Source organism: Gramella sp. MAR_2010_147 (assembly GCF_900105135.1).
In the GTDB taxonomy this organism is placed as follows: domain Bacteria; phylum Bacteroidota; class Bacteroidia; order Flavobacteriales; family Flavobacteriaceae; genus Christiangramia.
This window is the reverse complement of record NZ_LT629741.1, coordinates 2,938,908-2,953,411: the sequence shown is the minus strand read 5'-3', so window position 1 is coordinate 2,953,411 and position 14,504 is coordinate 2,938,908. Positions and strand designations below refer to the sequence as shown.

The window sequence follows — 14,504 nt, the reverse complement described above, 5'->3', positions numbered from 1 at the left end:
AAATGAATAGAAATAACTGGTGGTGGAATAACTTACGTCAAACTTCGTGAGCTAAACTGCTATTTTCAATATAGAAATTAAAAAGGCTTGTTTCACGACAAGCCTTTTTTTATTGCATAAAATCTACTTTACATGTTTCAACTAAACACATCCTATAAAAAAATTCTTGCTGATACGATTACCCCGGTAAGTATCTATCTAAAGTTACGGGACAAGTACCCTAATAGCTTATTGCTGGAAAGTAGCGATTATCACGCCAGTGACAATAGTTTTTCCTATATCTGTTGCAATCCCATCGCTTCCTTTAAACTGGAAAATGAAATGATTACCACCACATTTCCCAATGGAAGCTTGAAAACTTTAAATATTGATAAAAAGGTTTCGGTACCACAGGAAATTCAGAAATTCTCACAGATGTTCAAGACAGATTCTTCTGAATTCAAGTTCATCAATAACGGTCTTTTTGGATATATCGCTTATGATTCGGTTCGATATTTTGAAAATGTAAACGTAACCAGAAAAGAGAAAGACCTTAAGATCCCTGATATTTATTACGCCGTTTATCAGAACATAATTGCCATCAATCACTTCAAGAATGAGGCCTATATTTTTGATCATTCATATGATTCAGAAAATAAGATCGGAGAAATTGAACAATTATTGAAAGTAAAGAACTTTGCTTCTTATAATTTTAGCAGGAATGATAAGCCTAAATCCAATTTAACAGATGAAGAATATAAAACCGTAGTAAAAGAAGCGAAAGAACATTGCCATCGCGGGGACGTATTTCAATTGGTGCTGTCCCGAAGATTCTCTCAGAAATTTAAGGGTGATGAATTTAATGTGTATCGGGCTTTACGAAACGTAAACCCTTCCCCTTATCTCTTCTATTTCGACTACGGAAACTTTAAAATTTTCGGTAGTTCTCCGGAAGCGCAGTTGGTTGTTGATAAGGGAAGAGCTGAAATTCATCCCATCGCCGGCACCTTCAAGAGAACCGGAAATGATGAAAAAGATGCTGAAATCGCTAAAGAATTAGCGGTTGATGAAAAAGAGAATTCTGAGCATGTGATGTTGGTAGATCTTGCCAGAAATGATCTAAGTCGAAACGGAAGCGATGTGAAAGTCGAAAATTATCGTGAAATTCAGTTTTTCTCTCATGTAATTCACTTGGTAAGTAAAGTAACCGGAAAAAAACATCCCAATGTTTCCACCCCACAAATCGTAGCTGATACCTTTCCTGCCGGAACTTTAAGTGGTGCTCCAAAACCGATGGCTCTTAAACTCATTGAGAAATTTGAAAATGTTAATCGTAGCGCATATGGTGGAGCGATTGGTTTTATGGATTTTGAAGGCAACTTTAATCATGCCATTATCATCAGGTCTTTTGTGAGTAAAAACCATGAATTACATTATCAGGCCGGAGCCGGAATTGTTTCAGAATCTAAACCTGAAAACGAACTACAGGAAGTTTATAATAAATTAGGAGCTTTAACTAAAGCCCTTGAAATTGCTGAAGAAATTTAGAATGAAAGAGATAAAGAAAATACTGGTAATAGATAATTACGATTCGTTTGTGTATAATCTGGTACATTATCTTGAGGAACTAGATTGCAAGGTGATAGTAAAGAGAAACGATCAGTTGCATATAGATGATGTGGAAGAATATGACAAAATCCTATTGTCTCCCGGTCCCGGAATCCCTGAGGAAGCCGGACTTCTAAAACCGATCATTGAAAAATATGCGGCTACAAAAAGCATTCTTGGCGTTTGCTTGGGAATGCAGGCAATTGGCGAAGTTTTCGGCGGTAAATTATTGAATCTAGATGAAGTTCATCACGGGGTAGCCACTAAAATTGAGTTGTTCGTAAATGACGAATATTTATTTGCTGGCCTGGAAAAAGAATTAATGGTGGGAAGATATCATTCCTGGGTTGTGGAAAAAAGCTTACCTCCTACTTTACAGGCTACAAGCTATGACGAGAAAGGAGAAATTATGTCGTTAAGACATAATGAATTTGATGTACGCGGAGTTCAGTTTCATCCTGAATCTGTGCTTACTCCTGAAGGAAAAAAAATGATCAAAAACTGGGTAAATGGTCCTAATTCTGATAACGTTCAGAAAGAGGAAATATCAAAATCAGAAAAACCAATTCTATAAATTGATAAAATTCGTCATCCTGAAATAAATCCAGGATCTCTAGAGAAGCTAAATCAAGTTCAGCTTGGCGCAGTGAAGATATTATAAATATGAAAGAACTTTTAAACAGGCTTATTAGTCACGAAACTATTAGCACCGAAGAAGCCAAGCAGGTGATTTTCAATATTTCAGAAGGGAAATATAATGAAACACAGATCGCTGCTTTTCTAACGGTTTATATGATGAGAAGTATCACCATTGAAGAGCTGGAAGGTTTTAGAGATGCCCTACTGGAATTATGTATAAAAGTAGATCTATCTGGTTACGATGCCGTAGATCTCTGTGGAACTGGCGGCGATGGGAAAGACACTTTTAATATTTCTACCACCTCCTCCTTTGTTACTGCCGGCGCCGGTGTAAAAGTTGCCAAACATGGTAATTATGGGGTTTCCTCGGTGAGTGGAAGTTCCAATGTGATGGAATATCTTGGAATCAAATTTAGCAGTAATGCCGGTTTCCTGGAAAAATGTATAGATCAGGCCAATATTTGTATTTTACATGCTCCGTTATTTCACCCGGCAATGAAAAATGTTGGACCGGTTAGAAAAAGTCTGGCGGTAAAAACTTTTTTCAATATGTTGGGACCTATGGTAAATCCAGCTTTTCCAAAAAATCAACTGGTGGGAGTTTTTAGTCTTGAATTGGCAAGAATGTATGCTTATCTCTATCAAAATACCGATAAGAATTATACGATTTTACATTCGTTAGATGGCTATGACGAGATTTCTCTTACCGGCGAAACTAAAAGTATTAGTAATTATTCTGAAAGAATCCTGAAAGCTTCAGATTTTGGAGTTTCAGAATTAAAACAAACAGAAATTGCCGGCGGCGGCTCTATTGAAACTTCAGCTGAAATTTTAACCAATATTCTAAAAGGAAAAGGCAACGAAGCACACAATAATGTGATTTGCGCAAATGCAGGTATGGCAATTGCAACTTCCAGAAATTTGAGTCCGCAGGATGGTTTTGTTGCAGCAAAAGAATCTTTGGAATCTGGTAAAGCCTTCGAAAGTTTTAAAAAATTACAGGAATTAAGTCAAAATTGAATTAAATGAACATTCTCGATAAGATCATTGCAGATAAATTCAAAGAAGTTGAATTAAAGAAATCACTAATTCCGGTTCAGCAATTAGAAAAATCGGTTCTATTTGACAGAAAATGTGTTTCACTGGCTGAAAATTTACGAACCGGTTCTGGTATTATCGCGGAACATAAAAGAAGATCGCCTTCAAAATCTGTTATTAATCAAAGCCTGAATGTTCAGGATGTAGCGAAAGGCTATGAAGAAGCTGATGTTTCAGGAATCTCAGTACTTACAGACGGGAAATACTTCGGTGGTTCACTGGAAGATCTGCTATACGCACGTGCTTCAGTTAAAACACCTATTCTTAGGAAGGAATTTATGATCGATGAATATCAGGTTTCCGAAGCAAAAGCCTATGGTGCAGATGCCATTCTATTGATCGCTGCGGTTTTATCTGAAAAACAATTAATCTATCTTGCAGATTCAGCAAAAAAGCTTGGCATGGATGTTCTGCTGGAAGTTCATAATGAGAAAGAATTACAAAAATCATTAAAGGTAAATACCGATATGATTGGTGTTAATAACCGAAACTTAAAGACTTTTGAAGTAAGTATTGATAATTCAAAAAAGCTATCGAAACTCATCCCAAATGAGTTTGTAAAAGTTTCAGAAAGCGGAATTAGTACTATTGCAGCAATTGCAGATCTTAAAAATTACGGCTACGAAGGATTCCTGATCGGCGAGAATTTTATGAAGACGAATAATCCCGGAGCTGCGGCGAAGAAGTTTATTACAGAATTAAAAGCTATGGTATAAATGGATCAAAATAACACGAAAGAAAAAGCCCTGATCACTTCGGCCTCTGGACAAAGTTCAGGATTGAGCCTCAAGGTTTGCGGAATGCAGCAGGCCGGAAATATGATTCAGGTATCAGAATTACAACCTGATTATATGGGACTGATATTTTATAAAAAATCACCGCGTTATTTTGATGGAGAACTTCCCTTGATGGCTCCTGAAATTAAATTAACAGGTGTGTTTGTAAATGCTGAAATTCAGGAAATCACAGAAAGGGTTTCCAAATATAATTTACATGCGGTTCAACTTCACGGTGATGAATCTGCAGGTTTCGCGAAAGATCTTAAAACTGAACTTCAGAAATCTGGAAATACACCAGAATTGATTAAAGTTTTTTCTGTTAGCGATGATTTTGATTTTCAGGAAATAAAAGCTTTTGAAGGTATTGTTGATTATTTCCTTTTTGATACAAAAGGGACACTGCGAGGAGGCAATGGAACTAACTTCGACTGGAAAATTTTAGAAAATTATCCTTCTAACACTCCGTTCTTTTTGAGCGGTGGTATTGGCCCCGAACATGGAAAAGCAATCGCTGAATTGAAAAGTCATTTTTACCGAAAAGGTAAACCAGATCTACTGTATGCCGTAGATGTAAATAGTAAGTTCGAATTGAAACCCGGCTTAAAAAAATTAAAGGAATTGAAAGATTTTAAAACTCAGATAAATTTATAGAATGAGCTATCAGGTTGATGAAAAAGGATATTATGGTGAATTTGGCGGTGCCTATATCCCTGAAATGTTATATCCAAATGTGGAAGAATTGCGTTCACGCTATCTGGATATCATGAAAGAAGAATCTTTTCAGAAGGAGTTCAAAGAACTTCTGAAAGAATATGTAGGTCGCCCTACACCACTCTATTATGCAAAAAGATTTAGTGAGAAATATGGTACAAAAGTATATCTAAAAAGAGAAGATCTTTGTCATACTGGTGCCCACAAAGTAAACAATACCATTGGCCAAATCTTAATGGCTCAAAAACTTGGTAAAAACAGAATTATTGCAGAAACCGGAGCAGGTCAGCATGGAGTAGCGACAGCTACTGTATGTGCGTTAATGGGAATGGAATGCATTGTCTATATGGGCGAAATTGATATAGATCGCCAGGCACCTAACGTAGCCAGAATGAAAATGCTTGGTGCCAAAGTGATTCCTGCTAAATCTGGAAGCCGCACGCTTAAAGATGCGACTAATGAAGCCATTCGTGACTGGATCAATAACCCGGTAGATACACATTATATTATTGGATCTGTAGTAGGGCCACATCCCTATCCAGATATGGTTGCAAGATTTCAGGCGGTAATTTCTGAAGAGATCAAAGTTCAGCTGAAAGAAAAGGAAGGTAAGGAAGACCCCAATTATGTCGTGGCCTGTGTAGGCGGCGGAAGTAACGCTGCCGGCGCATATTATCATTATTTAGATAATCCTGAGGTTGGAATTATTGCTGTAGAAGCTGCCGGCAAGGGAATTGATTCTGGTGAAAGTGCAGCTACCTCAGCGCTAGGAAAAGCTGGAATCATCCATGGAAGTAAAACTTTATTGATGCAAACAGGTGACGGGCAAATTACCGAACCCTATTCTATTTCTGCCGGACTCGATTATCCTGGAGTTGGACCCATGCACGCTAACCTGTTTACCAGTGGAAGAGGTGAATTTATAAGTGTTACCGATGAAGCTGCTATGAAAGCTGGTCTGGAACTGGCAAAACTGGAAGGTATTATTCCCGCTATTGAAACTTCTCATGCGCTGGCCATTTTTGAAAACAGGAAATTTAAGGAAGATGATATCGTGGTAGTAAATCTTTCAGGACGTGGAGATAAAGACCTTAATACGTATATCGAATATTTTAATCTATAATACGTCACGCTGAACTTGTTTCAGCGTCTCATGAGATTCTGAAACAAGTTCAGAATGACGGTTCAAAGTGACCTTTAAAAATGAACAGAATAAATAAAAAATTACAGGAAGATCATAAACTCCTATCTATTTATTTCACTTCCGGATATCCGGATTTTGGGGATACTGAAAAGATCATTGTTGATCTGGAAAAAAGCGGTGTCGATTTTATTGAAATTGGATTGCCATTTAGTGATCCTCTAGCAGATGGGCCTACTATTCAGGAAAGTTCTACCAAAGCGTTAAAAAAAGGAATGACGACTTTCAAATTATTTGAGCAACTGAAAAATATTAGGGAGAAAGTGGAAATTCCACTAATTATTATGGGTTACTTTAATCCTATACTTCAATTTGGAGTTGAGGAGTTTTGCAGAAAATGCCAGGAAACTGGTATCGACGGACTCATTATCCCTGATCTTCCGGTAGATGTTTACCATGAACAATACCAGGAGTTGTTTAAAAAATATGGCTTGAGAAATATCTTTTTGATCACTCCGCAGACTTCAGATGAACGTATTCAGTTTATTGATTCAGTGTCCAACGGATTTATTTATATGGTAAGCAGTGCCAGTGTAACCGGTTCCACAAGTGGTTTTGGAGAAGACACCAGAGCTTACTTCAAGAGAATAAATGATCTTCAGCTCAAAAACCCTCAAATTGTCGGCTTCGGAATAAAGGATAACGAAACCTTTAATCAGGCTACAGAATATTCTAAAGGAGCGATTATTGGCAGTGCTTTCATCAAACATTTAAATGAAAAGGGGACTTCAAATATTGGTTCATTTGTTCAAAGTGTTAAAGCTTTAACCTAATTGTAACAACATCTTAGCAGCTTTTAAGACGAGTTCTGCTTATCTTAGTTTAAATCTTAAAAACAACTGTTATGGGAGGACCAATTGAAGATAAACACAAGGAAAGAAGTAAGGAGCAAAAGAATCCTACAAATCCAACTGGAAATCGGAACGAAGAAACGAATAAGGTGGACATTGATGAAAAAACCATAAAGGATCAACAGAATAAAAAGTGATTTATGGGTAAAGGCGATAAAAAAACAAAAAGAGGAAAAATTGCAATTGGCACCAGTGGAAAGTTAAGACCTAAACGTAAAAAGTTTAAGATTAAACCAACCACACTGGCTGACCAGGATAAGAAAGAATTGCAATGAATTAGAAAAATTCTTTATACTGAAGAACCCTGAAATCAAGAGTATTGAATTCAGGGTTTTTCTTTTTGAGATCTTTATATAACTGCTGACTCCCAACCGCAATATTTGCTGCCCCGGAAGGAGCAATGAGTGAAACAGTCTTTATTAATCTTCCATCCAGTACGAACTGATGTATTTTAGGCGATTTATTAGAAATTACTTTCATTTTTATTGCTGGATGTTTCTCTTTCAAATATCTTCTGAAGAAAAATTCCGGTCCGTTTTTGGAGTTTCCCCCGGTAAAAAGCAAAGTATCAATTTTAGGATGCTTTCGCAATATTGCGATCATATCACGTAATTCTACTTTTTGCATACCAAGATCTGAAGCATCAATCTTTTCTCTACGACTGCTTTCCACTACATCACAAATTCCAACACCCCTTCTTTTTAGAAAATCTTTACGTTGTTGAATCGCTTCCTGTGTATTTTCAAATTTCAGATTAAGGTCAAAAATTCTATCCAAAATGATCCATAACTGCCCATCGCGGCTTCCATAGCAAAAATCTACGTCATCTTCCTTAAATTCACGTTTTGTGAATCTAGGCGGTGGTAGCGTACCTACAACCAGTTTTGTTGCTGTTTCAGGAATAAATGGCGGATATGGATGTTTGTGGTGGAAAAGTTCCAAAATTTCAATTTTTATAAAACGTTATCATGAACTTGTTTCAAGATCTTTGAAAAACTGAAACAAGTTAAGCTTGACGGAATTTCTTACCTAATAAAAGTCGGTTCATTTTCATTCGCTGTATGCTCCTCGCTGTATCGATAATCATCGTAGTCAAATCCCTTTATATCCTCCAGGGTTTTGCAATCCTTATCAATAATATAGCGCACCATAGATCCTCGAGCTTTTTTAGCAAAAAAACTAATGATCTTCAGCTTTCCGTTTTTGAAATCTTTAAATACCGGAGAGATCACAGGTACTTTTAATTTTTTAGTATCAACCGCTTTAAAATATTCGTTACTGGCAAGATTTAGAAAAAGTTCGTCATCTTCCATTTCGTCATTCAGGAATTGCGTTACTTTTTTCTGCCAGACTCCATAAAGATCTTTTTTTCTTTCAATCCCAATTGACGTTCCCATTTCAAGACGATAAGGCTGAATAAGATCTAAAGGTCTCAAAATACCATACATTCCAGAAAGAATTCTCAGGGAATTCTGAAGTCTGTCAAGTTTATCTGTTGGGATGGTATACGAATCAAGTCCTGTATAAACATCCCCATTAAAAGCATATATCGCAGGACGGGAGGTTTTTTTGTCATGCTCTTCCACAAATTCCTGGTATCTGGTATAATTAAGATCTGCCAGCTTATCGCTGATGCCCATCAATTCTGATATCTTCTTTTTGCTTTGCCGGGAAAGTTTTCGGTTCAGTTTAGACGCTGTTTCCAAAAATTCAGGCTGGGTTCCCCTGGTAGTTGGTAATTTTGATTCATAATCCAGCGTTTTAGCTGGCGAAACAACAATTTTCATTTCTTTTCGGTTAATTTTATACCAAAGATAATCTATCAGTTCAAAAACCGAAAAATACCTGAAATTTGTTTCTTATGAATCTATAGAAGCCGTTTATGCTAAAGGTTTTCCAACTGATTTTTAGCATATCCCCGCCACTTCTCTATACAATTCACCATATCTTCTGGGATATCTGAATTAAAGCTCATCCACTCACCGGTCTTTGGATGTTCAAATCCTAAAGTTTTGGCATGTAATGCCTGTCTTGGAAGTATTTTAAAGCAGTTATCTACAAACTGCTTATACTTTGTAAAAGTAGTTCCCTTTAAAATCCTGTCACCTCCATAACGTTCATCGTTAAAAAGAGTATGACCAATATACTTCATATGAACCCTGATCTGGTGTGTTCGCCCGGTTTCCAATTTACAACCCACCAAAGTAACATATCCTAAGCGCTCAAGAACCTTATAATGAGTTACGGCAGGTTTACCATTTTCGGCATCATCGCCTTCAAAAACTATATTCTGAAGCCTATTCCTTGGGTTTCTGCCAATACTCCCTTCAATAGTCCCTTCCTCTTCAGCGACATTTCCCCAAACAATAGCAACATATTCACGCTCGCTACTTTTATCGAAGAATTGTTTTGAAAGATGCGCCATGGCTTCTTCAGTCTTGGCGACTACCAAAAGTCCGCTGGTATCTTTATCTATTCGGTGCACAAGTCCGGGGCGATCACTACTATTATTTGGCAAATTGTCAAAATGATGCACCAGTGCATTGATAAGGGTTCCGCTATAATTGCCGTGACCGGGATGCACCACCATTCCTGCAGGCTTATTTACTACAAGTAAAATATCATCTTCATAGACGATATCCAGTGGAATATCTTCAGGGACCAGTAAATATTCATAAGGCGGATGCTCAAACATGACCTGTACGGTATCGCCGCCTTTAACTTTATAATTCTGCTTTACGGTTTCCCCGTTTACATAGATATTTCCGTTTTTGGCTGCTTTCTGAATTTTATTTCGAGTAGCATTTTCGATGAAATTCATCAGATACTTATCTACTCTTAAAGGATTCTGCCCTACCTCAGCCTTAAATTTATGATGTTCATAAAGACTTTCGTCCTCATCCTGATCTTCAATCTCTTCTCTCTGGTCTTTATTAGAATTCATCTACCTCATTTTCAGGTTCACTTTCTGTATCCAGGGTATCAGTATCATTCTCTCGATATCTTCCACTACCATCACCAAGTACCATATCAATAACCGATGTTTTCATAATTTCATCCCCGGGAGCTATTAGTTTTCCTTTATGTCGCAATTCAAGTACCGCATCTTCAGCAATGTCTGGTTTGTAACTAATCTCACCAATCTCAAATCCAAGAGATCTTAAAGTTGGCTCTACCTGTCTTCTGGTTTTTCTGATAAGGTTATTAGGCACTTCTATTTTTCTATATCCTGAAGGATTTAAGGTCAAATAGATTTTTCTATCTTCTTTTACAAATTTACCCGGTGCAGGAACCTGATCTATCACAGAATATCTTGGAAAATCGGGATTGAAGTTCGCTGAATCTAAGATCTCATAATCAAGATCCATTTCATCAAGCCTGTTTTCCACATTATCCAGATTCATTTTAGCCAGGTCTGGAACTTCAATTCTTTGATCCTGATTGGTAGCATAATCAAGCCATTGCATCGTTAAAAATGAAAGCACTACTAATACAATAACGGCAAGCACCAGTTGAATTAAAAAGGTCTTGCTAAATATAAATCGAAATAATCCCATAGTTTTCTAGATAATGAGCAAAGATATAAAACCCATTGGTTTTGGTGACTGCCCTTTTAAGTGATATTTTTGTTTAACGACATCTAACCGGATATATTGACTATGAAGAAAAAAATTGCCATTGCCATGGGTGGTTATTCCAGCGAATATCGCATTTCCATCAACAGCGGAAATATCGTTTATAAACATCTTGACCGTGATCTTTATGAACCTTACCGCGTTCATATTTTAAAAGGAGAATGGTTTGTGGTAGCTGAAGATGACACGCCATACCCTATCAATAAAAGCAATTTTACGGTTAAAATGAATGACAAGATCATAAAATTTGATTGTGTCTTTAACACCATTCATGGTACTCCCGGTGAAAATGGTTTACTTCAGGCTTATCTTGAGTTAATAGGGATTCCGCAAACCAGCTGTGATTATTATCAGTCTGCTTTAACTTTCAATAAACGGGATCTTATAAGTGTGCTTCGACCTTACGGAGTTAAAGCGGCAACGAATTATTTTCTGAATAAAGGTGAGGAAATTGATACGGCAGATATCGTAGACAAAGTTGGATTACCTTGTTTTGTAAAGGCTAACCGCGCCGGAAGCAGTTTTGGAGTTACAAAAGTAAAGACGGAAGATGAGATCGAAGATGCTGCAAAAACTGCCTTTACTGAAGATGATGAAGCTATCATTGAATCTTTCCTTGACGGAACCGAAGTTTCCGTAGGTGTTATCACGTATAAAGGGGAGATCATGGCACTACCGGTTACCGAGATCGTTCCTGAAGGTGAATTCTTTGATTATGCCGCGAAGTATCTTGGAAAATCACAGGAGATCACGCCGGCCAGAATTACTGACGAAGACACTAAAAAAGTGCAGGATATTGCGATCATGATCTACAAGAAATTAAAAATGAAAGGTTTTTCAAGATCTGAATTTATTTTCCATCATGGCGAACCTCACTTTATAGAGATGAATACAAACCCCGGCATTAGTCAGGCTAGTATTTTACCTCAACAGGCAGAAAAGGCCGGTATAAGCCTGAAAGATCTTTTTGGAAGCGCTATCGAAGCGGCTTTAAAGCAAAAGTGATAATTTCTAATTATCTTTTACATTTATAACCTATCAAAAACCGCCTGATGAAAAAAGCAGTTTTTCCGGGATCTTTCGATCCGCTTACACTTGGACATACCGATATTATTGACCGTGCGCTACCCTTATTTGACGAGATCATTCTGGCGATTGGCACCAATTCCAGCAAAAAATATATGTTTAGTTTGGAGGAAAGACTTCATTTTTTAAAAGAAACCTATAAAAATGAATCTAAGATTAAGGTTGAAACCTATAAGGGCCTTACAGTTGATTTCTGCAAGTCTCAAAATGCAGGTTTTATTCTACGTGGATTACGAAACGGGCAGGATCTTGAATTTGAAAAATCTATTGGGCAAACCAATTACAAAATGTCTGGCATAGACAGCATCTTTCTGCTTTCCAGTTCCGGCAAAGCTCATATTTCTTCTACGGTAGTGCGGGATGTCATGCACCATAACGGCAATTATGAGTTTATGGTACCAGATGTGGTTAGGAAAAAGTAGTTCTCCATTTTAAGCCAGAAGCGCAGAACCTTTGAGATTCCTCACTACGTTCGGAATGGCACAACTTGGTCATTCAGAGCGCGATGAAAAACCTCACCATCTGAGACCCTGAAATAAATTCAGGATAACGATGCTCTCTAGTAGTCGTCATGCTGAACTTGTTTCAGCATCTCTTGAGATTTCTCATTTCGTTCGAAATGACATTATAAATCAAACTTTAATCTTACTCCTCCAAAATAATTTCTTGGATTGCCCGGATAATAATAACGGGGTGCAGAGCCTCTAAAGCCAACTGCGTTTGTTACTATACTCGCCGCATAATCCTCATCCAGAATATTATTAATCCCGAAATTAAATTGTAGATGCAATCTCTGGCTTAAATTCCAGTTATAATTTAATTTGAAATTCAATAATTGGTAAGGGTCTGTATATCCGGAATTATCATCATCCAGCGCCATTTCTCCGAATGCCTGAAAATTGATATTCGCAGTAAGATCTTTAAAACTGATCTCCGTTCCCGGTGAAATCATATATTCAGGAACTCCCGGAATGGTATTCCCCGAATAATTTTCACCTAGATCTACAAATTTATCGAACTCGAAAAAATTGAAATTTGAATTAAGAAATAATTTGAGCTGAAGATCTGGAGAGAGATTTGTTCGATAGGCTGAAGTAAATTCAATCCCGTTATGATCTGCTTTCCCTGCATTTACACCAACAAACTGGTCTGGCCCTACCCTTCTTGCTACCAGTAAATTTCGAATTTGAATAGAATAAAGGTTTAACTCCGTATAAAGTTTGTTATTCAACCAGTTTCCTTTAAATCCGACTTCATAATTCAAGCCGGTTTCAGTTTTTAGATCAGTATTTATTTGTCCTTCCGGAGTTAAAGTTTCAGCAACCGTTGGTGTAGAAAATCCATGACTGGCAGAAGCATAAAAGTTTTTTCGCTCAAAAGCTTCATAGCTTAAGCCTAATCTCGGTGATATTACCGGATCAAAGCGATAATCCCCAGACTGGTTACTATCATCTGAATTAAACTTATCCTCAAGATCATACACCGTCGAGTTAAAGTTTAGACCTGCTTCCAAAAATAACCTTGAAGTAATCTCCATATTCATCTGAGCAAAAACATTGATATAATTCCTGTTCTGTTCATTTAAACTCAAACGATCTCCCTGAACGCTTCTTCTTCCCTCTATTTCTTCATAAAGATTCTCAAAAGTTCCGGTTTCATAAAATTCTAACATCGTTTCTGCTCCAAAACTAAGTTCTGAAGCTTTTTCAAAAACGGAAGTTTTGTAATTGAATTTAGTCCTAACACCGAAGGAATTTCGATCCTCATCCAAAATATTAAAAGGTCTTGGCTCATAGCCATCCCGGGAATTATAAAAAACGGAAGTTTGATTTTTAAAATTTGAAGAGAAATTATGTTCATAAGAAATTCCAAAGATATTTTTATCATAAGATTCATAACCCGCTGCCTGGTTCCAGGTAAAAGCTGCTTTTTCAGGATCATTCCTGAAATCATCTTCATTTAAAGAGCTTGGAATAAAGGCTTTCAAATTAGTATAGGAAAAAAAGAACGACCAGTAATTCCCGGATTTAGTAGTAAGGCCAGCAGAGCCTAACAATGAATTTCTTTCATAATCTCCGTTTTGACGGTAACCATCACTTTGAATATTGTTGTAATTAATAGAAATATCCAGACTGTCTTTTACGTAATTGAGATTCGCCCTGGTCTTTCTGGTATTAAAGCTGCCGTAACTGAACGCGGTCGTAACCGATTTCTGATCTCTGGTATTTTGAGCAGTATAAAGGTTAATGGCACCCCCTAAACCTGCACCAAAAACGGAAGAAACAGGTCCTTTAAAAAGTTCAATTCTATCCAGATATTCCGAATCAAAATCATCCAAAGTTAATTCACCTTCAGCTGTTGTTAGTGGAATACCGTTAATATATGCTTTAATTCGATTTGTACTATATTGAGCTCTGGCGCCAATACCACGAATATTAATCTTATTCGTATTCAATGCACCCTGACTCACAAAAATCCCGGGAATATAATTAAAGTTCTGAACCAGATTGAAATTATCTGTTCTCTGTAAATCATTTTCAGAAATAAGACTCACAGATGCGGGAATCTTCCTAATTTCCTGAGGAATATTTGAACTTCTAACAACTACTTCTGAAAGCTGATCAATTTCTTTCTGAAGGTATATTTCTACAACTTCCTGCTCACTTTGAATTTTGAGAATATTATTCAAATATTCAGATCTTGAGAACTCCAAGGTTACCGGAAACTCTACAAAATCAAATTTAAAATTACCATTCTTATCTGTAAGATTAATCACTCCAGAATCTAAATTTGCAACTGCAACATTATCCAGTGAAATGCCAGTCTTGCTATCTAAAACAATTCCTTTTAATTCCTGCGCACTTAGTTTTCCTACACACACAAGAACTAAAAGGAATAATATATTTTTTTTCAATAT

Annotated in this window: 16 protein-coding genes; 11 read left to right on the top strand and 5 right to left on the bottom strand. The window is 36.9% G+C overall.

The features are described from left to right. Positions 1-132 precede the first annotated feature (132 nt). The 9 genes from BLT95_RS13370 to BLT95_RS13335 all read left to right on the top strand — a co-directional run bounded on the left by BLT95_RS13370 (position 133) and on the right by BLT95_RS13335 (position 7,141). The gene (locus tag BLT95_RS13370; protein ID WP_089666648.1) at positions 133-1,527 is read left to right on the top strand and encodes an anthranilate synthase component I family protein; all 1,395 of its coding nucleotides are present in this window, start codon (positions 133-135) and stop codon (positions 1,525-1,527) included. Between the two features lie 10 nt (positions 1,528-1,537). Beyond that, positions 1,538-2,161 (top strand): aminodeoxychorismate/anthranilate synthase component II, encoded by a 624-nt coding sequence (locus BLT95_RS13365; RefSeq protein ID WP_089666927.1) that lies wholly within the window; start codon positions 1,538-1,540, stop codon positions 2,159-2,161. A gap of 89 nt (positions 2,162-2,250) precedes the next feature. Next, positions 2,251-3,246 carry an anthranilate phosphoribosyltransferase gene (gene trpD / locus BLT95_RS13360; RefSeq protein WP_089666647.1) on the top strand — a complete coding sequence of 332 codons (996 nt, stop codon included), beginning with the start codon at positions 2,251-2,253 and terminating at the stop codon, positions 3,244-3,246. 5 nt (positions 3,247-3,251) lie between these two features. Next, complete coding sequence (gene trpC / locus BLT95_RS13355) at positions 3,252-4,040, top strand: indole-3-glycerol phosphate synthase TrpC (protein WP_089666646.1); 789 nt, start codon at positions 3,252-3,254, stop codon at positions 4,038-4,040. Then, entirely contained in the window at positions 4,041-4,754 is a 714-nt protein-coding gene (locus BLT95_RS13350) for a phosphoribosylanthranilate isomerase (RefSeq protein WP_089666645.1), read from the top strand. A 1-nt stretch (position 4,755) separates the two neighbouring features. Then, entirely contained in the window at positions 4,756-5,937 is a 1,182-nt protein-coding gene (trpB, locus tag BLT95_RS13345) for a tryptophan synthase subunit beta (protein ID WP_089666644.1), read from the top strand. Positions 5,938-6,017: 80 nt separating this feature from the next. Continuing rightward, positions 6,018-6,788 (top strand): tryptophan synthase subunit alpha, encoded by a 771-nt coding sequence (trpA, locus tag BLT95_RS13340; protein ID WP_089666643.1) that lies wholly within the window; start codon positions 6,018-6,020, stop codon positions 6,786-6,788. Positions 6,789-6,859: 71 nt separating this feature from the next. Further along, positions 6,860-7,003, top strand: a complete 144-nt coding sequence (locus BLT95_RS14415; RefSeq protein ID WP_172822597.1) for a hypothetical protein — start codon at positions 6,860-6,862, stop codon at positions 7,001-7,003. Between the two features lie 3 nt (positions 7,004-7,006). Beyond that, positions 7,007-7,141: a 30S ribosomal protein THX gene (locus tag BLT95_RS13335; RefSeq protein WP_089666642.1), complete on the top strand. Its 135-nt coding sequence runs from the start codon at positions 7,007-7,009 to the stop codon at positions 7,139-7,141. Between the two features lies 1 nt (position 7,142). Here the strand turns inward: BLT95_RS13335 and BLT95_RS13330 are convergent, their stop codons facing one another. From BLT95_RS13330 to BLT95_RS13315, 4 genes are all read right to left on the bottom strand, one after another. Beyond that, a complete protein-coding gene (locus BLT95_RS13330) occupies positions 7,143-7,808 on the bottom strand; it encodes a uracil-DNA glycosylase family protein (RefSeq protein ID WP_089666641.1) in 666 nt (221 codons plus the stop codon). An 83-nt stretch (positions 7,809-7,891) separates the two neighbouring features. Further along, complete coding sequence (gene yaaA, locus BLT95_RS13325; protein ID WP_089666640.1) at positions 7,892-8,653, bottom strand: peroxide stress protein YaaA; 762 nt, start codon at positions 8,651-8,653, stop codon at positions 7,892-7,894. A 98-nt stretch (positions 8,654-8,751) separates the two neighbouring features. After that, a complete protein-coding gene (locus BLT95_RS13320; protein WP_089666639.1) occupies positions 8,752-9,810 on the bottom strand; it encodes an RluA family pseudouridine synthase in 1,059 nt (352 codons plus the stop codon). Further along, entirely contained in the window at positions 9,800-10,423 is a 624-nt protein-coding gene (locus BLT95_RS13315; protein WP_089666638.1) for a PASTA domain-containing protein, read from the bottom strand. The genes BLT95_RS13320 and BLT95_RS13315 overlap by 11 nt, the downstream gene beginning before the upstream one ends. 102 nt (positions 10,424-10,525) lie before the next feature. On the opposite strand from BLT95_RS13315, the gene BLT95_RS13310 reads away from it, so the two are divergent. Together BLT95_RS13310 and coaD are read left to right on the top strand one after the other, a co-directional pair. Next, the gene (locus BLT95_RS13310; protein ID WP_089666637.1) at positions 10,526-11,506 is read left to right on the top strand and encodes a D-alanine--D-alanine ligase; all 981 of its coding nucleotides are present in this window, start codon (positions 10,526-10,528) and stop codon (positions 11,504-11,506) included. Positions 11,507-11,553: 47 nt separating this feature from the next. Further along, on the top strand, positions 11,554-12,009 hold the full coding sequence (gene coaD, locus BLT95_RS13305; RefSeq protein WP_089666636.1) for a pantetheine-phosphate adenylyltransferase: 456 nt from the start codon (positions 11,554-11,556) through the stop codon (positions 12,007-12,009). A 203-nt stretch (positions 12,010-12,212) separates the two neighbouring features. On the opposite strand, the gene BLT95_RS13300 is transcribed toward coaD, so the two are convergent. Continuing rightward, positions 12,213-14,501: a TonB-dependent receptor gene (locus tag BLT95_RS13300; RefSeq protein ID WP_089666635.1), complete on the bottom strand. Its 2,289-nt coding sequence runs from the start codon at positions 14,499-14,501 to the stop codon at positions 12,213-12,215. Positions 14,502-14,504 lie beyond the last annotated feature (3 nt).

Bases quoted from the DNA above. Each gene is read 5' to 3' on its own strand.
- coaD (WP_089666636.1), top strand. From the start codon at position 11,554: ATGAAAAAAGCAGTTTTTCCGGGATCTTTCGATCCGCTTACACTTGGA.
- BLT95_RS13335 (WP_089666642.1), top strand. From the start codon at position 7,007: ATGGGTAAAGGCGATAAAAAAACAAAAAGAGGAAAAATTGCAATTGGC.
- trpC (WP_089666646.1), top strand. From the start codon at position 3,252: ATGAACATTCTCGATAAGATCATTGCAGATAAATTCAAAGAAGTTGAA.
- BLT95_RS13310 (WP_089666637.1), top strand. From the start codon at position 10,526: ATGAAGAAAAAAATTGCCATTGCCATGGGTGGTTATTCCAGCGAATAT.
- trpB (WP_089666644.1), top strand. From the start codon at position 4,756: ATGAGCTATCAGGTTGATGAAAAAGGATATTATGGTGAATTTGGCGGT.
- BLT95_RS13350 (WP_089666645.1), top strand. From the start codon at position 4,041: ATGGATCAAAATAACACGAAAGAAAAAGCCCTGATCACTTCGGCCTCT.
- BLT95_RS13320 (WP_089666639.1), bottom strand. From the start codon at position 9,810: ATGAATTCTAATAAAGACCAGAGAGAAGAGATTGAAGATCAGGATGAG.
- BLT95_RS14415 (WP_172822597.1), top strand. From the start codon at position 6,860: ATGGGAGGACCAATTGAAGATAAACACAAGGAAAGAAGTAAGGAGCAA.
- trpA (WP_089666643.1), top strand. From the start codon at position 6,018: ATGAACAGAATAAATAAAAAATTACAGGAAGATCATAAACTCCTATCT.
- yaaA (WP_089666640.1), bottom strand. From the start codon at position 8,653: ATGAAAATTGTTGTTTCGCCAGCTAAAACGCTGGATTATGAATCAAAA.
- trpD (WP_089666647.1), top strand. From the start codon at position 2,251: ATGAAAGAACTTTTAAACAGGCTTATTAGTCACGAAACTATTAGCACC.
- BLT95_RS13315 (WP_089666638.1), bottom strand. From the start codon at position 10,423: ATGGGATTATTTCGATTTATATTTAGCAAGACCTTTTTAATTCAACTG.
- BLT95_RS13370 (WP_089666648.1), top strand. From the start codon at position 133: ATGTTTCAACTAAACACATCCTATAAAAAAATTCTTGCTGATACGATT.